Annotated in this window: 20 protein-coding genes; 7 read left to right on the top strand and 13 right to left on the bottom strand. The window is 71.4% G+C overall.

Annotated features, from left to right (window positions below; genetic code table 11):
* Window positions 1-11: 11 nt before the first annotated feature.
* Complete coding sequence (rsmI, locus tag ACP6CK_RS25070; RefSeq protein WP_426956055.1) at window positions 12-953, top strand: 16S rRNA (cytidine(1402)-2'-O)-methyltransferase; 942 nt, start codon at window positions 12-14, stop codon at window positions 951-953.
* Window positions 954-1,055: 102 nt separating this feature from the next.
* Window positions 1,056-2,201, top strand: coding sequence for a glycosyltransferase (locus ACP6CK_RS25075; protein ID WP_426956056.1), 1,146 nt, complete (start codon window positions 1,056-1,058; stop codon window positions 2,199-2,201).
* A gap of 6 nt (window positions 2,202-2,207) precedes the next feature.
* Here the strand turns inward: ACP6CK_RS25075 and hemW are convergent, their stop codons facing one another.
* Entirely contained in the window at window positions 2,208-3,386 is a 1,179-nt protein-coding gene (hemW, locus tag ACP6CK_RS25080; RefSeq protein WP_426959975.1) for a radical SAM family heme chaperone HemW, read from the bottom strand.
* Window positions 3,387-3,467: 81 nt separating this feature from the next.
* On the opposite strand from hemW, the gene ACP6CK_RS25085 reads away from it, so the two are divergent.
* The 3 genes from ACP6CK_RS25085 (at window position 3,468) to ACP6CK_RS25095 (ending at window position 6,251) form a co-directional block, all read left to right on the top strand.
* Entirely contained in the window at window positions 3,468-3,971 is a 504-nt protein-coding gene (locus ACP6CK_RS25085; RefSeq protein WP_426956057.1) for a YbaK/EbsC family protein, read from the top strand.
* A gap of 77 nt (window positions 3,972-4,048) precedes the next feature.
* A complete protein-coding gene (locus ACP6CK_RS25090) occupies window positions 4,049-5,350 on the top strand; it encodes an MFS transporter (protein ID WP_426956058.1) in 1,302 nt (433 codons plus the stop codon).
* Window positions 5,351-5,504: 154 nt separating this feature from the next.
* A complete protein-coding gene (locus tag ACP6CK_RS25095; protein WP_426956059.1) occupies window positions 5,505-6,251 on the top strand; it encodes a DUF1194 domain-containing protein in 747 nt (248 codons plus the stop codon).
* A 69-nt stretch (window positions 6,252-6,320) separates the two neighbouring features.
* On the opposite strand, the gene urtE is transcribed toward ACP6CK_RS25095, so the two are convergent.
* From urtE to dctP, 8 genes are all read right to left on the bottom strand, one after another.
* The gene (gene urtE, locus ACP6CK_RS25100; RefSeq protein WP_426956060.1) at window positions 6,321-7,013 is read right to left on the bottom strand and encodes an urea ABC transporter ATP-binding subunit UrtE; all 693 of its coding nucleotides are present in this window, start codon (window positions 7,011-7,013) and stop codon (window positions 6,321-6,323) included.
* A gap of 4 nt (window positions 7,014-7,017) precedes the next feature.
* Complete coding sequence (gene urtD, locus ACP6CK_RS25105) at window positions 7,018-7,770, bottom strand: urea ABC transporter ATP-binding protein UrtD (RefSeq protein ID WP_426956061.1); 753 nt, start codon at window positions 7,768-7,770, stop codon at window positions 7,018-7,020.
* Window positions 7,767-8,867 carry an urea ABC transporter permease subunit UrtC gene (gene urtC / locus ACP6CK_RS25110; protein ID WP_426956062.1) on the bottom strand — a complete coding sequence of 367 codons (1,101 nt, stop codon included), beginning with the start codon at window positions 8,865-8,867 and terminating at the stop codon, window positions 7,767-7,769. The genes urtD and urtC overlap by 4 nt, the downstream gene beginning before the upstream one ends.
* Window positions 8,864-10,414, bottom strand: coding sequence for an urea ABC transporter permease subunit UrtB (gene urtB, locus ACP6CK_RS25115; protein ID WP_426956063.1), 1,551 nt, complete (start codon window positions 10,412-10,414; stop codon window positions 8,864-8,866). Before urtB ends, urtC begins: the two co-directional genes overlap by 4 nt.
* A 201-nt stretch (window positions 10,415-10,615) precedes the next feature.
* On the bottom strand, window positions 10,616-11,851 hold the full coding sequence (urtA, locus tag ACP6CK_RS25120) for an urea ABC transporter substrate-binding protein (RefSeq protein WP_426956064.1): 1,236 nt from the start codon (window positions 11,849-11,851) through the stop codon (window positions 10,616-10,618).
* A 195-nt stretch (window positions 11,852-12,046) separates the two neighbouring features.
* The gene (locus tag ACP6CK_RS25125) at window positions 12,047-13,342 is read right to left on the bottom strand and encodes a TRAP transporter large permease (protein ID WP_426956065.1); all 1,296 of its coding nucleotides are present in this window, start codon (window positions 13,340-13,342) and stop codon (window positions 12,047-12,049) included.
* The gene (locus ACP6CK_RS25130; protein ID WP_426956066.1) at window positions 13,339-13,854 is read right to left on the bottom strand and encodes a TRAP transporter small permease; all 516 of its coding nucleotides are present in this window, start codon (window positions 13,852-13,854) and stop codon (window positions 13,339-13,341) included. Before ACP6CK_RS25130 ends, ACP6CK_RS25125 begins: the two co-directional genes overlap by 4 nt.
* Before the next feature lie 4 nt (window positions 13,855-13,858).
* A complete protein-coding gene (dctP, locus tag ACP6CK_RS25135; protein ID WP_426956067.1) occupies window positions 13,859-14,902 on the bottom strand; it encodes a TRAP transporter substrate-binding protein DctP in 1,044 nt (347 codons plus the stop codon).
* Between the two features lie 98 nt (window positions 14,903-15,000).
* Here dctP and ACP6CK_RS25140 point away from each other — a divergent pair, with 98 nt between their 5' ends.
* Complete coding sequence (locus tag ACP6CK_RS25140; protein ID WP_426956068.1) at window positions 15,001-15,555, top strand: sugar O-acetyltransferase; 555 nt, start codon at window positions 15,001-15,003, stop codon at window positions 15,553-15,555.
* 17 nt (window positions 15,556-15,572) lie between these two features.
* A complete protein-coding gene (locus tag ACP6CK_RS25145; protein ID WP_426956069.1) occupies window positions 15,573-16,601 on the top strand; it encodes a glycosyltransferase family 4 protein in 1,029 nt (342 codons plus the stop codon).
* Here the strand turns inward: ACP6CK_RS25145 and ACP6CK_RS25150 are convergent.
* Genes ACP6CK_RS25150 through ACP6CK_RS25165 form a run of 4 tightly spaced genes read right to left on the bottom strand, consistent with a single transcriptional unit; the run spans window position 16,598 to window position 20,242 of the window.
* Entirely contained in the window at window positions 16,598-17,335 is a 738-nt protein-coding gene (locus ACP6CK_RS25150; protein WP_426956070.1) for an ABC transporter ATP-binding protein, read from the bottom strand. The two genes, ACP6CK_RS25145 and ACP6CK_RS25150, sit on opposite strands and share 4 nt — an antisense overlap.
* The gene (locus ACP6CK_RS25155; protein ID WP_426956071.1) at window positions 17,332-18,183 is read right to left on the bottom strand and encodes an ABC transporter ATP-binding protein; all 852 of its coding nucleotides are present in this window, start codon (window positions 18,181-18,183) and stop codon (window positions 17,332-17,334) included. The genes ACP6CK_RS25150 and ACP6CK_RS25155 overlap by 4 nt, the downstream gene beginning before the upstream one ends.
* The gene (locus tag ACP6CK_RS25160; protein ID WP_426956072.1) at window positions 18,180-19,223 is read right to left on the bottom strand and encodes an ABC transporter permease; all 1,044 of its coding nucleotides are present in this window, start codon (window positions 19,221-19,223) and stop codon (window positions 18,180-18,182) included. Before ACP6CK_RS25160 ends, ACP6CK_RS25155 begins: the two co-directional genes overlap by 4 nt.
* A complete protein-coding gene (locus ACP6CK_RS25165) occupies window positions 19,220-20,242 on the bottom strand; it encodes an ABC transporter permease (protein WP_426956073.1) in 1,023 nt (340 codons plus the stop codon). Before ACP6CK_RS25165 ends, ACP6CK_RS25160 begins: the two co-directional genes overlap by 4 nt.
* Window positions 20,243-20,247: the final 5 nt, after the last annotated feature.

The raw sequence follows: 20,247 nt of genomic DNA on the forward strand, positions 1-20,247 counted from the left end.
GAGGGCAGGCCTTGCCGGATGAGGACGCGTCGGAGGGGGATACGGAGCAGGATGGGACGTCACGCGAAACTCCCCTCGGGGCCGCGGCCGCTGGACCGGCCGCTGTTGCCCCGGGTTTATGGCTGGTCGCCACCCCCATCGGCAACCTGGGGGACCTGTCACCCCGCGCGGTCGTGACCTTGCGCGCGGCGGATGCCGTGCTGTGCGAGGACACGCGGGTGACGGCGCCGCTGCTGGCGCGCCACGGGATCGCCGCGCCGCTCGTCGCGCTGCACGACCACAACGAGGGCGCGGAGACGCCGCGGCTGATCGAGCGGCTGCGGGCGGGGCAGCGGCTGGCGCTGGTGTCCGATGCCGGGACGCCGCTGGTGAGCGATCCCGGCTACCGCCTGGCCCGGGCCGCGATGGCGGAGGGGCTGCCGGTCTCCGCCGTGCCGGGACCGAACGCGGCGGTCATGGCGCTGACCCTGTCGGGCCTGCCGCCGCAGCCCTTCCTCTTCGTCGGCTTCCTGCCGCCGAAAGCCGCCGCGCGCGCGACGGAGATCGCTCGGCTGCGCGCGGCGGAAGGCGCGGGGCTTTCCGCGACGATGGTGTTCTTCGAGGCGCCGCACCGGCTGGCGGAGTGCCTGGCGGCGCTGGCCGAGGGGTTCGGCGACCGTCCGGCGGCCGTGGCGCGGGAGCTCACGAAGCGGTTCGAGGAGGTGCGCCGCGCGGGTCTGCCGGAGCTCGCCGCCCACTACGCCGCGCATCCCGCGCGCGGCGAGATCGTCGTCGTCGTCGGCCCCGCCGGGGAGGCGGCGCCGGCGGGCGAGGCGGAGCTCGATTCGCGGCTGCGCGCGGCGCTGGCGGCGGGGCACTCGCTGCGCGACGCGGCGGCGCTCGTCGCCGCGGCCACGGGCCTGCCGCGACGGCAGGTTTATGCGCACGCGCTCTCCCTGGACCGGGCGGGCTGACGCACCGCCCGCGCGACCGCGGCCCGCCGGTTGCAACCGGGCCGCGCGGGCCCTAGGGCAAGGGACCACCGAGACGGAGGCCGGGACCGGATGAGCGGAGGATTGGCGGCGCCTGCCGCGCGCACGGGCCGCGCGGCGCCCGTGCTGGAGCGGCCGGTCATCCTCTTCGCGTTCAACCGGCCGGACTACCTCCTCCGCGTCTGTACCTCCCTTCTCCGCCAGAACGGCGTGACGGTGGATCCGCGCCGCGTCTTCCTCGTGCAGGACGGCGCCGTGTCGCCGCGCACCGGCGTGCGCTATGCGGAGGATGCGGCGGTCGCCGCCTCCATCGCCGCCTTCCGCGAGGTCTTCCCGCAGGGGCAGGTGGCCGCGGCGCGCGCCAACCTCGGCGTGTCCCGCAACATCCGGCGCGGGGAGGCGCTGGCCTTCGAGGCGCTGGACGCGGAGTACGCCTATTTCCTCGAGGACGATCTGGAACTCGGCCCGGACTACCTCCGCATCATGGAGGAGATGGCGCGGCTGGCGGAGGCCGATCCGCGCATCGGCTACTTCGCGGCCTATGGCGACCACAAGGCGGAGGCGCCGGGGCCGGAATGCTACCTTGTGCCACTGCAGCACCACTGGGCCTTCGGGCTGCGGCGCGAGCCCTGGCGGCGGCTGCGAGACTGGCTCGCGCCCTATGACGCGATCCTGGAGCCCACGGACTACACCTATCGTGACCACCTTGCGGTCTTCCGCTGGATGGAGAGCCTGCCGGTCGCGATCAACTTCTCGTCCCAGGATGCGGTGAAGTCGCTGGGATGCGCGGCACTGGGGATCGCACGCGTAATGACCGATGTCTGCTTCGGCCGCTACATCGGCGCCCAGGGCGCGTCCTTCCGCGACGAGCGGTTCCAGTCCATGGGCTATGATCGCATGGCGTGGAAGGAGGGGCCGGACTTCCGGCTGGCGGAGGGGCTGGAGACGCAGGTCGGCGCCATCCTCGCGCATCGCCGCGATGGCTATGGCCGGTACCGCGAGAAGAAACTGGCGCCCTTCCTGGCGAACTACCGGAAGACGCATTTCGACGATGACGCACCGCTGACGCGGGAGGATGTGGACGCGCATTACCGCGTCTTCCTCCGCCGCACGCCGGAGGCCGGCGACTACGCGGACCTGGTGGGCCGGCAGACCCCGAAGGCGCTGCGGCGCGCGCTGCTCGCGGCGCGCGAGTTCCGCGGCGCCAATCCGGTGCCGCCGGTGGGGTGAAGCCCGTCAGCGCAGCAGCACGGGCAGGAGCGCGTCGAGGCGCAGCCGCCCCGCTTGCGTCGCGGCGAGCCTGCCCTCCGGGAGCCATTCGAGGTAGCCCTCCTCTGCCAGGGCCTCGAGCATCGGCGGGTCCACCACCTCCTCCCAGGGCAGGCCGCTGCGGGCGGTGATGCGGGCGGGGGCCACGCCCTCGGACAGGCGCAGGCCCATCAGCATCGCCTCCCGGCCGCGCTCCACGGGGGTGAGCGCCGTCTCCTCCACGCGGGCGTGGCCGTCGCGCTGCACGCGCTCCAGCCAGATCTCCGGGGCGCGGTGGCGGCGGGCGGCGAGGACCTGCCCGTCCAGCGTCAGCCGCTGGTGCGCGCCCGCACCGATGCCGAGGTAGTCGCCGTAGCGCCAGTAGGCGAGGTTGTGGCGGCTCTCCGCCCCGGGCTTCGCGTAGTTGCTCACCTCGTAGGGCCGCAGGCCGAAGCGGGCGGCCTCCTCGGCCGTGGCGGCGTAGAGGGCGGCGGCCTCCTCGCCCTCGGGAAGGTGGAAGGCGCCGCGGGCGTGCTCGGTCGCGAAGCGCGTCCCCGGCTCGACCGTGAGCTGATAGAGCGAGAGGTGGTCGGCCGCGAGCGACAGGGCGCGGCGCAGCTCGGCGCGCCATTCGGCCTCGGACTGGCCGGGGCGGGCGTAGATGAGGTCGAAGGAGAGGTGGGGGAAGGTGGCGCGGGCGTGCTCCAGCGCCGCCACCGCCTCGCCGGCCGAGTGGTTGCGGCCGAGAAAGCCGAGCGCTGCCGCGTCGAGTGCCTGCACGCCGAGGGAGAGGCGGTTCACCCCGGCCTCCCGGAAGGCGCGCAGGCGTCCGGCCTCCACGGAGGTCGGGTTGGCCTCCAGGGTGATCTCCAGCCCGGAGTCGGCGACGAAGAGGGCGCGAGCGCGGGCGATGAGGTCCGCCACCCCCTCGGGCGGCATGAGCGAGGGGGTGCCGCCGCCGAAGAAGATCGAGGCAAGGCGGCGGCGGCCGGCGCGGGCGGCCTCGGATTCCAGCTCCGTCAGCAGGGCGCGGGCATGGGCGGCGGCGTCCACCCGCTCCCGCACATGGGAATTGAAATCGCAGTACGGGCACTTGGCCGCGCAGAAGGGCCAGTGGATGTAGAGGGCGAGCGGCTCGGCGGCCCGGTCTGCCATCGGGTCTGGCATCGGGGTTGCCTGCGGGCCGGGGGCGACGATCGGAGGTCGGGTGAGCGCGGTCAGGGTCTCGGTCACGGAGAGCATATGGTCATGAGCGACGTCTCCGTCCCACCCATGGCGGCCGAGGGCGGCTCGGTCGAGCGGGTTCGGGCCGCCCTGCGCGCCGCCGGCCACCCCGACGCGGTCGAGGCCTTCCCGGAGGGGACGCGCTCCGCCGCGGACGCCGCGGCGGCGGTGGGCTGCACGGTCGCCCAGATCGCGAAGTCCGTCGTCTTCCGGGCTGGGGAGCGGCCGGTGCTGGTGATCGCGAGCGGCGCCAACCAGGTGGACACGGCGAAGGTCGCCGCCCTGACCGGGTTGAAGATCGGCCGGGCGGAGGGGGCCTGGGTCCGCGCAGTGACCGGCTTCGCCATCGGCGGGGTCGCTCCGCTGGGTCACCAGACCCTGCCGGTGGTGCTGGTGGACAAGGACCTTTTCGCCCATGACCGGATCTGGGCCGCCGCCGGCAGCCCGCGGCATGTCTTCGCCTCCACGCCAGGAGAGTTGCTGCGGATCAGCGGCGGCCGGCGGGCCGACGTGGCGCTGCGCGGGTAAGGATCGCGATCATCCCTTCCAGAGAGATCTACGAGGACGGCCTTCCCACCCCGCGCCGGACCTGGGCCACCATCGCCGTGGCCCTGGCCATCGTCATGGCCGTCATGGACGGCACCATCGCCGGCGCGGCGCTGCCGACCATCGCCCGCACGCTGAACGTGCCGCCGGCGACCGCCATCTGGGCCACCAACGCCTACCAGCTGGCCGTGACGGTCAGCCTGCTGCCGCTGGCGGCGTTGGGGGAGATCGTCACCTACCGCCGGATCTACCTCGCGGGGCTGGTGGTGTTCACCCTCTCCTCCCTAGCCTGTTCCATGGCGCACAGCTTCGAGACCCTCGTCATCGCGCGGGCCATGCAGGGCTTCGGGGCGGCGGGGCTGATGAGCATCAACTCCGCGCTCGTCCGGTTCATACAGCCACGGGCGCGGCTGGGGCGGGGGTTGGGCTTCAACGCCATGGTGGTCTCGACCGCCGCCGCATCGGGACCGACCGTGGCGGGGCTGATCCTCAGCGTGGCGGACTGGCCCTGGATTTTCGCGGTGAATGTGCCCTTCGGGATCGCCGCGCTGCTGCTTGGCTGGCGCAACCTGCCCGAGAGCCCGCGCGCCGGGGAGCGCTTCGACGTGCTGAGCGCCTTCCTCTCGGCCTCCACCTTCGGGTTGCTGATCCTCGGGCTGGATGGGGTGGCGCATGGGCAATCGGCGGTCACCGTTGGGGCGCAGTGGCTGGGGGCGGCGATCGCCGGGGCCTGGCTCGTGCGGCGGCAGATCGGGCGCCGCCGGCCGCTGCTGCCGGTGGACCTGCTGGCCATCCCGATCTTCGCCCTGTCCATCGCGACCTCGATCTGCAGCTTCATGGCGCAGATGCTGGCCTTCGCGTCCCTGCCCTTCCTGTTGCAGACGGGATTCGGCTTCTCGGCCATACAATCGGGGCTGCTGACCACGCCCTGGTTCCTGGCGACCGCCGCCTGTGCCCCCATCGGCGGGCGGCTGGTGGAGCGGATCCCGGCCGGGCTGCTCGGCGGGATCGGGCTGGCGGCGATGAGCACGGGGCTCGGCCTGCTCGCCTTCCTGCCCGAGCACCCGCAGCCCTTCGACATCGTCTGGCGCATGGCCCTTTGCGGCGCGGGCTTCGGCCTGTTCCAGACGCCGAACAACCGCACGCTGGTCGGTGCCGCGCCGCCGGACCGGGCGGGCGGGGCCAGCGGGATGCTCAGCACGGCGCGGCTGCTCGGACAGACGATGGGAGCGGCGCTGGTCGGGCTGGTCCTGTCCTGGATGCCGGGAATGCCGGTCGGCGGGCCGACCACGGCGCTGACCATCGGGGCGTGTCTGGCGGCACTGGGCGCCTGCGTGAGCCTGCTGCGGCTGCGGGCCTGAGCGGCCCGCGCCGCACGGCACTGACATCTTCGGGAAATGCGCAAGACGCCTTGGCACGCCGCCCGATCCCGGTTCATGCTGCACTGCACAAACCCGGCGACGACCGGGGCCGAATAACTGCCGGTCCGCGGCCCAATCCTGACGGACGGGTCCGATGCGACGACGCGAACTGCTGCGCCTTGCCGGCGCCGGGGTGCTCTGCACCCCCAACATCCTACGGGCCGAAGCGCCCGAGCCGGTCGACGTGGAGCTGGTCCTGGCCGTGGATGTCAGCCGTTCCATCGATGCCGAGGAGCACGAGATGCAGATGCGCGGCTACGCGGCCGCCTTCCGCGATCCCGCGCTCATCCGCGCGATCTCCGGCGGGGAGGTCGGCGCGGTCGCCTGCACGTTGTTCACCTGGTCCGACGCCGACGACCAGCGGGAGATCGTGCCCTGGACGCGGATCGACGGACCCGCCGCCGCCAGCCGCTTCGCCGAGGCGATCGACGCGGCGCCGCGCCTGCCGGGCAACTACACCTCCATCTCCGGCGCCATGCTGCACGCGCTGGAGCTCTACGGCACGCGCTTCGAGGGAACGCGCCGCGTGCTCGACATCTCCGGCGACGGGCCGAACAACGCGGGCTGGCGGGTGGAGTCGGTGCGTGACCGGCTGCTGGAGGCCGGGGTGGTAATGAACGGCCTCGCGGTGCTGGACCGCGCGCCGATCTCCCCGGTCAGCATCCCGCTGGAGGAGTATTACCGCGACGAGGTGATCGCCGGCCCCGGCGCCTTCCTGGTGGTGGCCGAGGGCTTCGACGCCTTCGAGGGCGCGGTGCGCCGCAAGATCGTGCGGGAGGTCGCGTCGCTCGACATGCCGCAGTTCGCGGCAGGGCCGCGGGTTGAGCGGGTGACGGCGTAGCCCCCGGGAGGCTCTGCCTCCCCGACCCTCCGCCGGGGAGCCTATGGCCCCCCGGACCCCCGCATCGGTTCAGACGGTGAGCAGGCGGCGGACGGCGTCCTCGTCCAGGGCGCCCGCCTCGCCCTCCAGCGCCACCTCGCCGCGGACCATCACGGCGATGCGGTCGGCCAGGTCGCGGGCGAACTCGAAATACTGCTCCACCAACACCACGGCCATGCCGCGGTCCTTCGCCAGGTGCCGGATGACGCGGGCGATGTCCTTGATGACGGAGGGCTGGATGCCCTCGGTCGGCTCGTCGAGGATCAGCAGGCGCGGGCGGGCCGTCAGCGCGCGTGCGATGGCGAGCTGCTGCTGCTGCCCGCCCGAGAGGTCGCCGCCGCGGCGGCGCAGGAACTGCCGCAGGATCGGGAAGAGATCGAAGATCTCCGACGACACCTTGCTGCCGCGCGGGGCGGCGGCGAGCGCCGTCTCCAGGTTCTCCTGCACGGTCAGGAAGGGGAAGATCTCGCGGCCCTGGGGCACGTAGCCGATGCCGGCACGCGCCCGGTCGGCGGAGGAGAGGCCGACGATGTCACGTCCCTCCCACTCGATCCGGCCGTCCGAGACGCGCTCCACCCCCATGATCGAGCGCATCAGCGACGACTTGCCGACGCCATTGCGGCCGAGGACGCAGGTGATCTTCCCGGGATCGGCCGCCAGGCTCACGCCGCGAAGGCAGAGGCTGGCGCCGTAGGAGAGGCGGAGGCCGGTGGCTCTCAACATCGGTTCAGCGCCCCAGATACACTTCGATGACGCGCTGGTCGTTCTGCACGGTGTCGATCGACCCTTCGGACAGCAGCGTGCCCTCGTGCAGGACCGTCACCTTGCTGTTCAGCGCGCGGACGAACTCCAGGTCGTGTTCCACCACCACCACGCTCCGGGTGCCGGCGATACGGCGGAGCAGGGCGGCGGTGTGCTCGGTCTCCTGGTCGGTCATGCCGGCGACCGGCTCGTCCACCAGCAGCAGGTCGGGGTCCTGCATCAGCAGCATCCCGATCTCCAGCCATTGCCGCTGCCCGTGAGAGAGGATGCCCGCCGGGTCGGCGGCGCGGGCGGTGAGGCCGACCTCCTCCATCACGCCCTCGATCCGCTTGCGGGAGGCGTCGCCCAGCATCCAGCGGAGGCAGGAGAGGGGATCGCGCGGGGCCTTCAGGGCGAGCTCCAGGTTCTCGAACACCGTGAGGGCGTCGAAGACCGTCGGCTTCTGGAACTTGCGGCCGATGCCGAGATTGGCGATCCGCGCCTCGTCCAGCTTCGTCAGGTCGTGATCGCCGAAGCGGACCGTGCCGACGGTCGGGCGGGTCTTGCCGGTGATGACGTCCATCATCGTCGTCTTGCCCGCGCCGTTCGGGCCGATCACCGCCCGCAGCTCCCCCGGGTCCACCACCAGGGACAAGTTGTTCAGCGCCCGGAAGCCGTCGAAGACCACCGAGACGCCGTCGAGGTAGAGGGTCGGCCCCTTGGCTGCATTGGCGCTCACTTGCGGCGTCCCTGGAGAAGGCCGATCAGGCCGCGCGGCAGGAGGATGGTCACGACCACGAAGAGGCCGCCGAGCGCGAAGAGCCAGAAGTCCGGCGCGAAGGAGGTGAGCCAGGTCTTCAGCGCGTTGACCGAGAAGGCGCCGAGGATCGCGCCGACCAGCGTGCCGCGGCCGCCGACGGCCACCCAGACCACCGCCTCGATCGAGTTGCCGGGGGAGAACTCGCCGGGATTGATGATGCCGACCAGCGGCACGTAGAGCGCCCCGGCCAGCCCCGCCAGCACGGCGGAGAGCACGAAGGCCGTCAGCTTGAAGGAGGTCACCGAGTAGCCGAGGAAGCGCACCCGGCTCTCGGCATCCCGGACCGCGACCAGCACGCGGCCGAGCTTCGTGCCGACGACATAGCGGCAGAGGACCAGGGAGCCGCCGAGCGCGGCCAGCGCCGCGTAAAAGAGCATCGCGCGGGCGTTGGGGGTGTTCAGGGGAACGCCCAGCAGCTCCTTGAAGTCGGTGAAGCCGTTGTTGCCGCCGAAGCCCATGTCGTTGCGGAAGAAGGCAAGCATCAGGGCGTAGGTCATCGCCTGGGTGATGATGGAGAAGTAGACGCCGGTGATGCGGCTGCGAAAGGAGAGGTAGCCGACGATCCCGGCCAGCAACCCCGGCACCAGCAGCGCCATCAGCAGCGCGAAGGGGAAGTGGTCGAAGCCCAACCAGTACCAGGGCAGCTCCCGATAGCCGAGGAAGACCATGAAGTCCGGCAGGACCGGGTGCCCGTAGACGCCGCGCGGGCCGATCAGCCGCATCAGGTGCATGCCGATGCAGTAGCCGCCGAGCGTGAAGAAGGCGCCGTGACCGAGGGAGAGGATGCCGGCATAGCCCCAGGCGAGGTCGATCGCGAGCGCGAGGATGCCGTAGCAGATCCACTTGCCCGTCACGGAGACGGTGAAGTCCGACACGTAGAAGGCACTGTCGGCCGGCAGGCGGTTCAGGATCGGCAGGAGGGCCAGCAGCGCGATCGCGACGATGATCCCCGCGCGCAGCAGGGCGCGGGAATTGGGAAGGCGCGAGGCGGGCGCGGGGGCGGCGATGTCGCTCATGCCTCGGCCGCCCGCCCCTTGAGGGCGAAGAGGCCGCGCGGGCGACGCTGGATGAAGAGCATGATGATGACCAGGACCGCGACCTTGGCCAAGACCGCGCCGGCCCATGGCTCGATCACCTTGTTCAGCACGCCCAGGCCGAGCGCGCCGACCAGCGTGCCCGCCAGCGACCCGACGCCGCCGAAGACCACGACCATGAAGCTGTCGATGATGTAGCCGGTGCCAAGGTTGGGGGAGACGTTGTCGATCTGGCTCAGCGCCACCCCCGCCATGCCGGCGATGCCCGATCCGAAGGCGAAGGTCAGCGCGTCCACCCGGCCGGTGCGGATGCCCATGGTGGCGGCGGTGCGGCGGTTCTGCACCACCGCCCGCATCTCCAGCCCGAAGCGGGTGAAGCGGATGGCGGCCACCGTCAGGCCGAGCACCAGCAGCGAGAAGACGATCACCCAGAGCCGGTTCTGGGTGATGAGGATGCCGCCAGGCAGTTCCAGCGTGCCCTGCATCCAGGCGGGGGAGAGAACCTCGCGGTTCTGGGCGCCGAAGGCCAGGCGAACGGCCTGCTGCAGGATCATGCCGACGCCGAAGGTCATCAGCAGGGTTTCCAGCGGGCGGCCGTAGAGGTGGCGGATCAGCCCGCGTTCCAGGATGGCGCCGGCCGCCGCGGCGACGAGGAAGGCGGCGGGGACGGAGAGGGGGAGCGACCAGGGCGCGAGCGCCGGAATGCCGCGGCAGGCTTCCTGGACGAGGTACGTGGCGTAGGCGCCGAGCATGACGAACTCGCCATGCGCCATGTTGATCACGCCCATGACGCCGAAGGTGACGGCCAGGCCCAGCGCGGCGAGCAGCAGGACGGAGCCGAGGGAGAGGCCCTGGAAGAGCGTCTCCGCCGCGCGCTTGAAGGCGAGGCGGCTGTCGATGGAGGCAACGGCCGCGTCGATTTCTCCGGCCAGGGCGGCGTTGATGGCGCGGGCTTCCAGCAGCAGGGCGCGTGCGTCTTCGGAGGAGGCTTCGCCCAGGGCCGCGATGCCTTGCCGCTTCACCGCGGCGTCCTCGGCGACGAGGCGGGAGGCGGCAAGGGCGAGTTCCTGCCGGGCGCGGATGCCCGGGAGGGATTCCCGCGCGATGGCGGCTTCCAGCGCCGGGATGTTCTCGGCGGAGCGGGAGCGGAAGACCGACTCCGCGGCGGTGCGTCGCTCCGCGGGATCAGTGGAGACGAGTTGCAGCCGGCCGAGCGCGCCGCGCAGCGCGACGCGGACGCGGTTGTTGATGCGGATGGGCTCCGCGCCCGCGGCGTCCGTCGCAGTGCCGGTCGCGGCGTCCAGGTTGCCGGGCAGGATGATCGTCTCGCCGCGCCGGGTCAGGCGGCCGTCGTTCAGCGCCCGCAGCAGCGGCAGGGCACGCGGGTCACCGGAGGCGCCGAGGCGATCCACGGATTCCGCCACCGTGTTAAAGCCACCGGCGAGGCCGGGCAGCGCAGCGATGTAGGCGTCCTGGGCCATCGCGGGATGGGCCAGCAGGAGAAGCATCAGAAGCAGGACGCGTTTCATGAGGACGTGCATCGATCCTGATCTGTCGTGATGACGAGAAAAGGCTGGGGAGAATGGCTCAAGCAGTGCCTTCGCCTCCCCAGATCCCTCATCTACTTTCATCAGGCTGCCGCGGCCCACTTCTGCCGATGGAACGCGGCAGCCTGATCAAAGAAGGAGGGGGACCGGGGGAGTTCACTCCCCCGGCCTTGGATCCGAACGTCAGCCGCGGCGCGACGCGTTCTCGGGGATGAAGGGCGACCAGTTCTCGGCCGCGATGGCGTTCGGCGTCTTGTAGACGATGTTGAACTGGCCGTCGGCCTGCACCTCACCGATCATGACGGGCTTGGTGAGGTGGTGGTTGCGGCGCATCTCCTCCTCGTAGCCGCAGGGCGCCATCACCTTCTGGCCGTACATCGCCTCCCGCACCTGATCGACCGCGGTGGTGCCGGCCTGGGCGACGGCCTGGGTCCACATGCGGAAGCCGGTGTAGGTGGCCTCCATCGGGTCGTTCGTCACGCGGCGGTCGTTCTTGATGTAGGCGCGCCACATCGCCTTGAACTCGTCATTGGGCGTGCCGGGGACGGACATGAAGTAGTTCCAGGCGGCCAGATGGCCGACCAGCGGGCGGGTGTCGATGCCGGCCAGCTCTTCCTCACCGACCGAGAAGGCGACGGAGGGGATGTCCTCGGCCTTGATGCCCTGGTTGCCGAGCTCGCGGTAGAAGGGAACGTTCGCGTCGCCGTTGATGGTGGAGACGATGGCGGTGCGCTTGCCCTCGCCGGCGAAGCGCTTCACGCGGGAGACGATGCCCTGCCAGTCGGAGTGACCGAAGGGCGTGTACTCCTCCATGATATCCGCGTCGCTGATGCCCTTGCTGTTCAGGTAGGCGCGCAGGATGCGGTTGGTGGTGCGGGGATAGACGTAGTCGGTGCCGAGGAGGGCGATGCGCTTCGCGTCGCCGCCATCGGCGCCCATCAGGTACTCCACCGCCGGGATCGCCTGCTGGTTCGGGGCGGCGCCGGTGTAGAAGACGTTGCGGGACTGCTCCTCGCCCTCATACTGGACGGGGTAGAAGAGGAGGCCGTTCAGCTCCTCGAAGACCGGCAGGACGGACTTGCGGGAAACGGAGGTCCAGCAGCCGAAGGTCACGTCCACCTTCGCGACCGCCAGGAGCTCCCGCGCCTTCTCGGCGAAGAGGGGCCAGTTGGAGGCGGGGTCCACGACCACGGCCTCCAGGCGCCGGCCGAGCACGCCGCCGCGGGCATTCGCCCACTCGACCATCATCAGGACCGTGTCGCGCAGCGCCGTCTCGCTGATCGCCATGGTGCCGGAGAGGGAGTGGAGGACGCCGACCTTGATCGGGGCGGCCTGGGCGAAGGAAGGGCGGATCGCCGGCAGGGCCAGCGCGCCACCCAGGCCGGCCAGCGCGGCGCGGCGGGTGAGGTTGATCGTCATGGAGGTTCCGTCCTGCATTCGGTTGGCCCGGCGCGCCCGCGGTTCCCCCCGCGCCAGCCCGGTCCGGCGATCACGGGTGCGAGAAGCGTGCCATGGTGGAACGCGGGAGCGGACGGCTGCGCAACGGTCGGCTGGCGCGGTGTTGGGCAGATGGCCTGCCGCTTGGGCAGGCTGGCGGCTGGGCGAGGTCCCGCCCTACATCGCGCCGGTCAGCCGGGGCAGGAAGAGGGCGAGTTCCGGCACGAAGGTCACCAGCAGCAGCGCCCCGGTCATCGCGGCGACGAACCACAGCACCCAGGGAATCGTGGATTCCATGGAGCAGCCGGCCACCTTGCAGGTGACCATCAGGTTCACCGCCATCGGCGGGGTGAAGGCACCGATCGCGACGTTCATCGTCAGGATGATGCCGAACCAGGTCAGGTCCCAGTGGAAAGCGGCCGCGATGGGCAGGAGGATCGGCAGGAAGACGAGGAAGATGGAGATCGCGTCGATCAGCATCCCGGCGATCAGGATGATGACCGTGATCATCAACAGCATGATGGTGCCGTTGTCCGTCAGGCCGATGAGGGAGCGCGCCAGGGCATCGAAGGCACCGAGCGTGCTGCCGGCATGGGCGAAGATGGTGGCGAGCGCGATGATGATGAGGACGACGGCCGAGACCTCGGCCGAATCGCGCAGCACCGCGTAGATGTCGCGCCAGGAGAGGGTTCGGTAGATCACGAGGCCGACGAAGAGGCCGTAGAAGACGGCGACCACGGCGGCCTCGGTCGGTGTGAAGGCGCCGGAGCGGAGGCCGCCGAGGATCACGACCGGGGCCGCCAAGCCCCAGATCGCGCCCTTGAAGGCTTGCCAGAGGGGGATGCGGACCTCTCCCGGTGCAGGCAGGCCGAAGTCGCCGCGCCGGGCCAGCCAGACGGCGGGCAGCAGCAGCGACAGGCCGGCCAGCACCCCCGGCACCATCCCGCCAATGAACAGCGCCGGCACGGAGACGCCCGGCACCAGCACGGCGTAGACGATGAAGGGAATGGAGGGCGGGATGAGCACCGCCGTGGAGCCGGCGGCCGCGACGAGGGAGGCGGTGTAGGGCCGGGGATAACCCTGCCGCAGCATCGGCGGCAGCATCACCGCCACCACGGCGGCGGCGTCGGCGGCGCCCGATCCGGAGATGCCGCCGAGCACCATGCAGACGAGCACCGCGACGATCGCCAGCCCGCCGCGACGCGGCCCGACGAGGGCGGCGGCAAAGTCCACCAGCCGCTTCGCGACGCCCGACCGCTCGAACACCATGCCGGCCAGGACGAACATCGGCAGGGCGAGGAGCGGGTATTTCGCAATTCCCGTCCAGACATTCGTGGGGAGGGCCATGACGCCCAGGCCCTCGACCCCGATGACGAGGATGCCGGCGGCCCCGAGCGCCACCCCAATCGGGGCGCCCAGGAAGAGCAGGCCGAAGAAGGCCAGCAGCAGGATCGCCGAGCCTTCGAGGATCACGGCGCGCGCGCCACCCGGATCATGCGTCCGACGATGCGGAGCACGATGACCACCGACAGCACCGGCATCCAGACTGTGTAGAGCCACTGCGGCACGCCGAGGCCGGGCGAGAGGGATTCGAAGCGGTACTCGTCCCAGGTGTAGAGGGCGCCAAGCCAGCCGATCAGGCCGAAGAGGACAAGCGAGACGAGGAGCAGCCCGATCTCGATCCGCTGCGCGGCGTGGCGCGGCAGGCGCTCGGTGAAGAAGGTCATGCGGATGTGGCGGTCCGCCCCGAAGGCGGCGGCGGTGCCGAGGAAGGCGAGCACCACCATGAGGGCGACCGAGTACTCCTCGGTAAAAGCGAAGGAGATGCTGGTAAAGTAGCGCACCAGCACGTTGGCGAAGGTGATCAGCGCCAGGGCGGCCATGGCGACGGCCGCCAGCGCCCCCTCCAGCGTGACGGGGATGCGCGGCGGCGCTTCCCCCAGTTGCAGGCCGGGGGCCTGGATGTCGGCGTGCGGCTCGGTCACGGCGTCAGGCGGTGCGGGCGATCGCCGCCTCCGCGCGCCGGACGAGGTCCGTGCCCACGGTGGCCGCCCATTTGTCGAAGACCGGGCGGGTCGCGCGGGCGAAAGCCTGCTTCTCCGCGGCGGAGAGGTCGATGACTTCCACCCCGCGCCGGGCGCATTCGTCGAGGGAGGAGCGGTTGCCGTCCAGGCCGAGCCCGCGGCGCGCCGCGTTGTTGCCGGCACGCCCGGCCTCCCGCGCGGACTCGACCACGATCTCCCGGTCCCGCGGCTCCAGCGTGGACATGACCTGCTTGCCGAGCGAGACGATCCCCGCATCGGCGCAGTAGTTCCACAGGGTCAGGTGCTTCTGGGCCAGCGTGTCCATGCGGAAGCCGAGGAAAAGGTTCACCGGGTTCTCCTGCCCGTCCACCGCGCCGGTGGAGAGGGCGGGCTGGAGGTCGGCGAAGGACATCTGCACGGGGTTGGCGCCCATGGCCGTGTAGATCTCGGAGAAGATCGCGCCGGCGGCGAAGCGGATCTTCAGGCCGCGCAGGTCGGCGGGCGCGCGGATCGCACGGCGGGAGTTGCTGATCTCGCGGAAGCCGTTCTCGCCCCAGGCCAGCGGCTCCACGTCGCGCTGCGCCAGCACGCGGAAGAGCTCGGCGCCGACGTCGCTGGCGACGATCGCGTCGAAGGCCGCGTGGTTCGGCATGAGGAAGGGCAGGGAGAAGAGGTTCATCTCCCGCACCTGGGGGGAGATGTTGATGGTGGAGAAAACGGCGCCGTCGATCACGCCCTGGCGGATGGCCAGGAGCTCCCGCGTCTGGTCGCCGCCGACCAGCGAGGAGCCGGGATAGACCTTGAAGTTCAGCCGCCCTTCGGAGCGCTGGTTCACCAGGTCGGCCCAGACGAAGGCGGATTCCGACAGGGCGATGGGCCGGTTGCCGACGACGGTGATCTTGTATTCCGGCTTGTAGCGGCCCTGGGCGCGCCCGATCGTGGGCGCGGCGAGCACCGGCAGGGCGGCGCCGGCCGCCAGCAGAGCGCGGCGGGTCAGCGGTGCGGTCATCGTTTCCATCCCCGATTGTTGGCCGCACTCTGCGAGAGCGGGGAGGGGGCGACAAGACCCGGCTTGGCGCGCCCGGCCGCCTGGGCGATAGGTCCCGGATGACCGAACGCGAGAAGATGCTGGCGGGCCTGCCCTATAACGGCATGGACCCCGACCTCCTGGCCGAGCGGTATCGCGCCCGGGCCCTGATCCTGCGCATGGACGCGCTGGTGCCGGAGGACGAGGCGGCTCGCCGGGCCGCGCTGGAGGCGCTGTTGGGCGGGATCGGGGCGGGCACGATGGTGATGCCGGGGTTCCGCTGCGACTACGGGTCCAACATCCGGATCGGCGCGGCGTCCTATGTAAACTTCAACTGCGTCTTCCTGGATTGCGCGCCCATTACCCTGGGGGACCACTGCCAGGTCGCGCCGGCCGTGCAGATCTACACCGCGACCCACCCGCTGGAAGCCGCACCCCGTCGCGCGGGGATCGAGAGCGCACACCCCGTGACGGTCGGGAACAATGTCTGGCTGGGCGGCGGGTGCATCGTACTCCCGGGGGTGACGATCGGGGATGACACGGTCGTGGGCGCCGGGGCCGTGGTGAATCGCGACCTGCCGTCCGGGGTGCTGGCCGTGGGCAACCCGGCACGGGTGGTCCGAAAACTCGCCTGAGTGCCAAGGGGCGGGCCGTGCGCATCGCCATCGTCATGTGCCACGCCGAGCGGCGCATGGAGGGCGCGCGGCGGGAGCTGCACCTCCTGCGCGCCCTGGGCGAGCGGGGTGTGGCGGTGCGGCTGTTCCGGATACATGGCGGAGAGGCGGAAGAGGAGGGCTATCTCGACGGGCAGGTCACGGCGGCCTTCTTCCCCGCCGACAACCCGGAGGAGCCGCACGCTCGGCGCGTGAGCACGCCGATGCTGTACGCCCTGTCCGCCTTCCGGCCGGACCTCGTGCTCTACAAGGGGCTGTTCTACGCGATTCCCAGCTTCCTGCAGGAGCGGCTGTGGCCGCAGCCAGCCTTCAGCTTCATCGTCGGCGGCGCGGTGACCGACCCGCTGCTGGGCCGCGCGGCCATGGTATTGGCGGAGCACGACGTCCAGGCCGAGCGCGCCTTCCCCGCGCATCATGCCGCCGGGCGGACGCTCATCCTGCCAAAGTTCTTCGACGCAGCGCTGTGCGGGGACGGCGCGCCGAATCCGGCGGCGCGGCACGACATCATCAACGTCGGCACCTTCCACGGGGTCCGGAAGAACCAGGCCGCGCTGCTGCCGCTGTCGCGCCGCCATGTCGTCGGCTTCGTCGGCGGCGGGGCGCGGCTGGAGGAGGTGAAGGCGATGGCGCCGCCGAAGAACCGGGCGCGCTTCCACGGACACCGCCCGCCGGACCGGGTCTACGGCTATCTCCTGGACTCCCGGATCATGGTTCATCCGGCGTTGCAGGAGGGGTTTCCGCGGGCGGCGGTGGAGGCGATGGCCTGTGGGCGGCCCGTCGTCGCCTATCGCCACGTGATCCCGAGCGGCATCGTCCATGGCGAGCACGGGTTGCTGGTGACGCCCGAGACGCTGGAAGCGGAGGTCGAGGCGCTGCTGGCTGATCCGGCGCGGATCGAGGCGATGGGGCGCGCGGCCTTCGCCCATGCGCACACGAACCACGGCGCGGCGGCGATCGGGCGCGCCGCGGACCGGCTGCTGGACCTCGCCGGGCGGCTGGGGGCCTAGGCTTCCTCCAGGTCCCGCGACAGGCGGATCAGCTCCTGCGTGTGGGGGTGGACGGCGCGGCCTTCGCGCAGGGCGGCCTCGTCCAGCTCCTCCACGATCTGGCCGCCCTGCATCACCGCCAGCCGGCCGCAGAGATGCGCCACGACCGCGAGGTTGTGGGAGACGAGGATGCAGGTCAGACCCCGCGCGGCGCGGAGGTCGGAGAGAAGGTTCAGGACTTCGGCCTGCACGGACACGTCCAGCGCGCTGGTCGGCTCGTCCAGCAGCAGCACGCGGGGATCGGCCACCAGGGCGCGGGCGATGGCGACGCGCTGCCGCTGACCTCCCGAGAGCTGGTGCGGGTAGCGGAAGCGGGCGGCGCGGGGTAGCGCCACCTCGTCCAGGGCGCGGGCGATGCGGCGCTCGGCGTCCGGGATGGCGTGGACGGCCAGGGGCTCGGACAGGATGCGGTCCACGGTCTGGCGCGGGTGCAGGGAGCCGTAGGGGTCCTGGAAGACCATCTGCACCGTGCGGAAGAAGGCTCGGTCCCGGCGGCGGCCGAGGGGGATGTTGTCCACCATCATCGCGCCGTCCCAACTCTCGATCAGGCCGGCGATGGTGCGGAGCACGGTGGACTTGCCGCTGCCGCTCTCGCCCACGAGGCCGAAGGTCTCGCCGCGTGCGACGTGCAGGGAGACGTTGCGGACGGCGTGGTTCGGGCCAAAGCGGACGTCGAGGTTCCGGACCTGGATCACGCCCGCGGCTCCAGCCAGGACGGATCGCGGCGGAGGACCGGAAGGCGGTCCCGGCGCTCGGACAGGCTGGGCAGGCATTCCAGCAGGCCGCGCGTGTAGCCGTGTGTGGCGCGGTGCAGGTCGGAGGCCCGCAGCTCCTCCATCACCTGGCCGGCATACATCACGGCCACCCGGTCGCAGAAGCGGGATACGAGCGGCAGGTCGTGGGAGATGAGCATCAGCGCCATCCCGCGAGAATCCACCAGCTCCTCGATTAGTCGGAGGATCTCAGCCTGCACGGTGGCGTCGAGGGCGGAGGTCGGCTCGTCCGCGATCAGCAGGGCAGGGTTGGGCGCCAGCATCATGGCGATCATCACCCGCTGCCCCATGCCGCCGGAGAGTTCGTGCGGGTAGGCATCCAGCACCCGGCGGGGATCGCGGATCTTCACGCTCTCCAGCAGGGAGAGGGCCTTCTCCCGCGCCTCCCGCCGGCCGAGGCGGGTGTGGGCGCGCAGCGCCTCGGCGATCTGGTCGCCGGCCGTCATGACGGGGTTGAGGGAGAATTTCGGGTCCTGCAGGATCAGACCAATCTTCCCGCCGCGCAGGTCGCGCATCTGCCGCTCGGAGGCGCGGAGGATGTCAACGTCGCCCACGCGCAGCGCGGCGGCGCTGACGCGGGCGGAGGGCGGCAGCAGGCGCATCAGCGCGCGTCCCGTGACGGACTTGCCCGAACCACTCTCCCCCACGATCCCCAGCTTCTCCTTTCCGAGGGAGAAGGAGACGCCGCGCACGGCATGGGTGACGCCCGTCGCGTTGGGGAAGTCCACGCGGAGGTCGCGGATCTCGACGAAGGGCGGGGCGTCGCTCATCGCTGCTTCGGGTCCAGCACGTCGCGCAGGCCGTCGCCCAGCAGGTTGAAGGCGAGGGAGGCGGAGAAGATCGCGATCCCCGGCATCACCGCGACCCACCATTGCTCCAGGATAAATCGTCGGGCCGTCGCGATCATCGTGCCCCATTCCGGGAGCGGCGGCTGCGCGCCGAGGCCGAGGAATCCCAGCCCCGCTGCCGTCAAGATGATGGAGGACATGTCCAGCGTGACCCGGACCACGAGGGACGGCGTGCACATCGGCATGACATGCCGCAGGATGATCCGCAGGTGGGACGCGCCCGTCATCCGCGCCGCGGCCACGTAGTCCGTGCGGCGGATGGTCAGGGTCTCCGCCCGCGCAAGGCGCGCATAGGGCGGCCAGGCGGTGAGGGCGATGGCGATGACCGCGCTCTCGACGCCCGGCTTCATGGCGGCCACGAAGGCCAGCGCGAGGATCAGCCGCGGGAAGGCGAGGAAGACGTCCGTCACCCGCATCAGCAGCCGGTCCCAGAGCCCGCCCGCATAGCCCGCGATGCAGCCCACGATCAGCCCTAGCGGCGCCACCAGCACCACCACCGCCACCACCATGCCGAGGGTGATCCGCCCGCCATAGAGCAGCCGCGACCACACGTCCCGCCCCAACTCGTCCGTGCCGAGCCAGTGCTCGGCCGTGGGGGCGGCGAGGCGGTTGCCGAGTTGCTGCACGCCCGGGTCATGGGTGGCCAGGACCGGCGCCAGCAGGATCAGCACCAGCATCAGCAGGATCACGCCCAGCCCCGCCATGGCCAGCGGGTTCCGCCGGAAGGCGAGCCACGCCTGATACCGCCGTCCCCAGGCGGCCTGGGACCGGGAGGCCGGCGTGTCCGTCAGCAGCCAGCCGCGGGAGAAGCGCGCGGGGCCGGCGCCCGGGCCGGGGACGGGCGGGGCGCCGGCGGCCTCCGGCACCGCGGTGGGGTCCATGGGTTCCAGGGACGCGGTCGCAGTGGCGGCGTCGGCCACCACGCCGCCATGGGATGCGCCGGGTTCGGCCGTGCCGCTCATTTGGTCCGCGGGTCCATCAGGCGATAGAGCAGGTCCGCCAGCAGGTTCAGCGCCACGTAGATAAGCCCCACCACCAGGGTCGCGCCCAGCACCGCGTTCATGTCGGCGTTCAGCAAGGACACGGTCAGGTATTGGCCCAGCCCGGGCCAGGCGAAGATCGTCTCGGTCAGCACCGCGCCCTCCAGCAGGCCGGCATAGGTGAGGAAGAGAACGGTCACGAGGGGGACGAGGGTGTTGCGGAAGGCGTGGCGCCAGACGATCCGCATCGCCGACAGGCCTTTGGCGCGGGCGGTGATGACGTACTCGGACCGCAGCTCCGCCAGCATGAAGGCCCGCGTCATCCGGGCGATGTAGGCGAGGGAGAAGAAGGCCAGCACCCCCGCCGGCTGCGCCAGATGCGCCAGCGCGTCCCAGAAGGCCGGCCAGTCGCCGGCCAGCAGCGCGTCCACCGTCAGCAGGCCGGTGCGCGTGTCCACCATGTCCTGGAAGACGATCCCCTGCCGCCCCGGCCCTGGTAGCCAGCCGAGCCAGGCGTAGAACACCAGCAGCGAAAGCAGGCCGAGCACGAAGACCGGCAGGGAATGGCCCGCGAGGCAGAAGATCCGCACCGCCTGGTCCAGCAGCGTGCCCTGCCGCGTCGCCGCCAGCACGCCGAGGGCGATGCCGAGCACGGCCGCGACGAGGATGGCGGCCGTGGCGAGCTCGAAGGTGGCGGGGAAGAAGCGGGCGATGTCCTGCCAGACCGGGTTGGCCGTCATCACGGACCGGCCGAGATTCCCGGACAGGATGTCGCCGAGGTAGCGCCAGAACTGCGCGTAGAGCGGCTGGTCCAGCCCGAGCTCGATCCTGGCACGCGCCACCACCTCGGCCGGGGCGCGGTCGCCGACCACCGCCAGCACCGGGTCGATCGGCACCACGCGCCCGATGAAGAAGGTGACGAGCGCGAGGCCGAAGAGGGTGATGGGGATGCTGGCGGCGGTGGCCGCCAGCGGCCCCAGGCGGGCGCGGAGGGTCTGCAAACCGA

The sequence above is a fragment of the Muricoccus radiodurans genome, from assembly GCF_050154705.1.
GTDB classification, from domain to species: domain Bacteria; phylum Pseudomonadota; class Alphaproteobacteria; order Acetobacterales; family Acetobacteraceae; genus Roseomonas; species Roseomonas radiodurans.

Excerpts from the sequence above, each read along its gene's own strand:
- urtB (WP_426956063.1), bottom strand. The coding sequence starts at position 10,414 with ATGAAACGCGTCCTGCTTCTGATGCTTCTCCTGCTGGCCCATCCCGCG.
- dctP (WP_426956067.1), bottom strand. The coding sequence starts at position 14,902 with ATGACCGCACCGCTGACCCGCCGCGCTCTGCTGGCGGCCGGCGCCGCC.
- ACP6CK_RS25085 (WP_426956057.1), top strand. The coding sequence starts at position 3,468 with ATGAGCGACGTCTCCGTCCCACCCATGGCGGCCGAGGGCGGCTCGGTC.
- urtC (WP_426956062.1), bottom strand. The coding sequence starts at position 8,867 with ATGAGCGACATCGCCGCCCCCGCGCCCGCCTCGCGCCTTCCCAATTCC.
- ACP6CK_RS25095 (WP_426956059.1), top strand. The coding sequence starts at position 5,505 with ATGCGACGACGCGAACTGCTGCGCCTTGCCGGCGCCGGGGTGCTCTGC.
- urtE (WP_426956060.1), bottom strand. The coding sequence starts at position 7,013 with ATGTTGAGAGCCACCGGCCTCCGCCTCTCCTACGGCGCCAGCCTCTGC.
- ACP6CK_RS25140 (WP_426956068.1), top strand. The coding sequence starts at position 15,001 with ATGACCGAACGCGAGAAGATGCTGGCGGGCCTGCCCTATAACGGCATG.
- urtA (WP_426956064.1), bottom strand. The coding sequence starts at position 11,851 with ATGACGATCAACCTCACCCGCCGCGCCGCGCTGGCCGGCCTGGGTGGC.
- ACP6CK_RS25155 (WP_426956071.1), bottom strand. The coding sequence starts at position 18,183 with ATGAGCGACGCCCCGCCCTTCGTCGAGATCCGCGACCTCCGCGTGGAC.
- ACP6CK_RS25160 (WP_426956072.1), bottom strand. The coding sequence starts at position 19,223 with ATGAGCGGCACGGCCGAACCCGGCGCATCCCATGGCGGCGTGGTGGCC.
- hemW (WP_426959975.1), bottom strand. The coding sequence starts at position 3,386 with ATGCCAGACCCGATGGCAGACCGGGCCGCCGAGCCGCTCGCCCTCTAC.